Annotated in this window: 2 protein-coding genes and 1 pseudogene; 1 reads left to right on the forward strand and 2 read right to left on the reverse strand. The window is 27.1% G+C overall.

Annotation, left to right across the window (positions count from 1 at the left end; genetic code table 11):
• Nucleotides 1-562: pseudogene (locus ACRDDY_RS10350) on the reverse strand (helicase-related protein); the annotation flags it as partial.
• A gap of 333 nt (nt 563-895) precedes the next feature.
• On the opposite strand from ACRDDY_RS10350, the gene ACRDDY_RS10355 reads away from it, so the two are divergent.
• On the forward strand, nt 896-2233 hold the full coding sequence (locus tag ACRDDY_RS10355; RefSeq protein ID WP_438564876.1) for a dicarboxylate/amino acid:cation symporter: 1338 nt from the start codon (nt 896-898) through the stop codon (nt 2231-2233).
• 69 nt (nt 2234-2302) lie between these two features.
• On the opposite strand, the gene ACRDDY_RS10360 is transcribed toward ACRDDY_RS10355, so the two are convergent.
• Complete coding sequence (locus tag ACRDDY_RS10360) at nt 2303-2866, reverse strand: Uma2 family endonuclease (protein ID WP_438564877.1); 564 nt, start codon at nt 2864-2866, stop codon at nt 2303-2305.
• Nucleotides 2867-3017 lie beyond the last annotated feature (151 nt).

A 3017-nucleotide genomic window follows, 5' to 3' on the forward strand; every position in this document is an offset into this window, starting at 1 on the left:
TTTTCTTTTTATTTTCATCTAACTCATTTAAATCTATATCAAGATAAACTTTTCCATCTCTTGAACGCTTATACCATCTAACACTATTAAAAAGAAATTCTTCATTATATCTGTTTTTAAACTCTTTATATAATTCTCCCTTTCTTTTTTCCATAGTTTTTTGGACTTTTTCACATAAAACTGTAGCTATATCCTTTGGAACATATTTATAATAAACATCTGAATCCTCTGTAATCTTAGCCGGAATATATTTAGACCTTCCTTTAGCATTTGAATATTCACTTTCATTTAACTCTTTTATATAATTTCCTTCCCAAGATAATTCATATAAAAAGTCTTTTACGTACATATAATCATAAACATCAAAAGCTCCATCTTCATTTAATGCAACTTTAGATTCTGGATTCTCTTTATCAAAATTAGAGTCATCAATTTTAACTTTTAAAACAGTATCTATATAAATTTTTATTTCTTTTATCATTTCAATAATAAATTCATTATCTATATATTTATTTATATCATTTTTAACTTCTTTTCTTAATGTGCATTTCTCTTTGCTCATACTATCACTTCCTTTATTATTTCTAACTATACTATAATAATGATAATTTACAAAGTTTAAAAATATTTTCTATATAAATTTTAAACTCACTTATTTTTATGCATCTATTTTTCGTATTTATTTACAATTTATTATTTTTATTGACATTTTATTAAAATTATTATATATTCTCACTAATAGGATACCTTTAAAATAGTTCAGAGAGACTATTAAGGCAAAACATATTTACCACACTATTATTATGTTGTATTTTACCTTAATGTCTATTTTTAAAGATATTAAGGTTTTTTTATTTCGGTGTCCTATACACTAGGTATTTATTAGGGGGACATTATGAAAAAGAATAACACAAATTCATTGGCATTAAAAATGTCAATAAGCTTAGGACTTGGATTATTATTTGGAGGTATATTTATATTTTTAAGAGAATATCTACTAAGTAATGACCAAGGCACATTATGGACAAGTATCAATAATACTTTATTTCAGGACATATCAAAACCAGAAGGTAAAAATGCTCTTGGTTTATTCTATATAATAGGACAATTATTTATTAATTCACTTCAATTAGTTATAGTTCCTATGGTTTTTACTTCAATAGCTTTAGCAATGTGTAAAATTACAGATACAAAAAAGCTTGGAAGAATCTCAAGTAAAACACTTTTAGGTTTTTTTGGAACTTCATTATTTTCTTTAGTTTTAGCAGGAATCTTTGCATTAGCTGCTCATAATATGGGTTTATTCAATGTAACAATATCAAATCTTCAAGAAACAGCAGGGACGACTGGTAGTAATCCATTATTAGTTTTTGTACAAGCTATTCCATCTAATATAACCTCAGTTTTTTCTGAAAATGGAAGAGTACTTTCTGTTGTTTTCCTAGCAATTGCAACTGGTTTATGTATTAATAAACTTGAAGATGAAATTAAAGTTTTAAAGAAAATATTAGAAGAGGTTAATAAAATCATAACTGTATTTTTAAGCTTTATAATAACAAAGTTTGGTCCTTTTGCAATATTTGTTTTAATCACTAGAACCTTTGCAATATATGGTATTGAGCACCTTAAGCCAGCTTTAACTTATGTAGTAATTGTTATAATAGCCTTACTTTTATTCTTAATCTTTGGATATGGGGCATTTATCTTTGTAACAACTAGATTAAATCCATTTATCTTCGTAAGAAAGGTTTTAAAAGTTGCTTTATTTGGATTTTCAACATCATCATCAGCTTCAACCCTTCCATTAAACACTCAAACAACAGTTAATGAGCTTGGTGTTCATAGTGAAATTGCTTCATTCACCTTGCCTCTTGGTATGACAATCAATATGAACGGAACAGCTATAATGCAAGTTATTGCTGCAGTTTTCATAGCCTCAAGTGCAGGATATGACGTTACATTATCAAGCATTATTATAATCGGAGTTTTAGCCTTAATTTCATCAATTGGAACACCAGCTGCTCCAGGTGCAGGTGCAATCATACTATTTACAGTATTAACAGGAATGGGCTACAACAACGAATCTGCTCTACTTGCCTATTCATTAATTCTTGCAATAAACAGACCAGTTGAAATGTTAGTTACAGCCTTAAACGTAGTTGGAGATGCAGCAACATCAGTTGCTGTGGCAAAATCTGAAAATATGTTAGATGTAGAAGTTTATAACTCATAAACTATGTTTTTTAATCTTCTATTTATACAATAAAAGAAAGGACTTTTTCACCTTTGAAAAAGTCCTTTTTTATTCATTTATTATATCTGAATATATTCTATTTAAATCTATTTCTAACTCTTCGAATATTACTGATTTATATTTATCAGTATAATTATAAATGTTAAAAACTCTATAATAATCATTGTGCAATACATACTGTTCTATTCTACCATCTTGATATACTAAGCAATATTCCTTAACTCCATATATAGAGTATAAATTCATTTTTTCAATAGTATCTAGCTTTGCATTTGATTCAGATACAACCTCAAATATTAAATCTGGAATAGTCAAATATGATTGCCCTACTTCTTTAAACTCTCCATTTTTATCTGGACAAATAACAAATACATCAGGCTTTACCTTCGAATCTTCACCTAAGATAATTTCAATTTGTTCACTAAACACCTTGCAAGGCTTTCCATAGAAAAAGTCATCTAATCTAGCAAAAAGCCTTCCTGTAATCATATTATGACTTTTAGATGTAAAAGAACTACAATAAATCTCACCATTTATCATTTCAACCTTATCATCAGATGTTCTACACAATGTTTCGTAAATTTCATTACTATCCTGTTTTATTAACGGCATCCTGCACACCTCCATAAATCATCTTTCTATATTATAATTATAAACCAAAAAAGAGATTAATATAAGCTACATTCCTAACTTTACAAATTAAAAAACTCGCCTAAGCGAGTTTTATCATTAATTTTTAATTTTTCATTCTTAACTTTTCATT

It is taken from the genome of Clostridium sp. (genome assembly GCF_051656525.1).
Lineage (GTDB): Bacteria > Bacillota > Clostridia > Clostridiales > Clostridiaceae > Clostridium.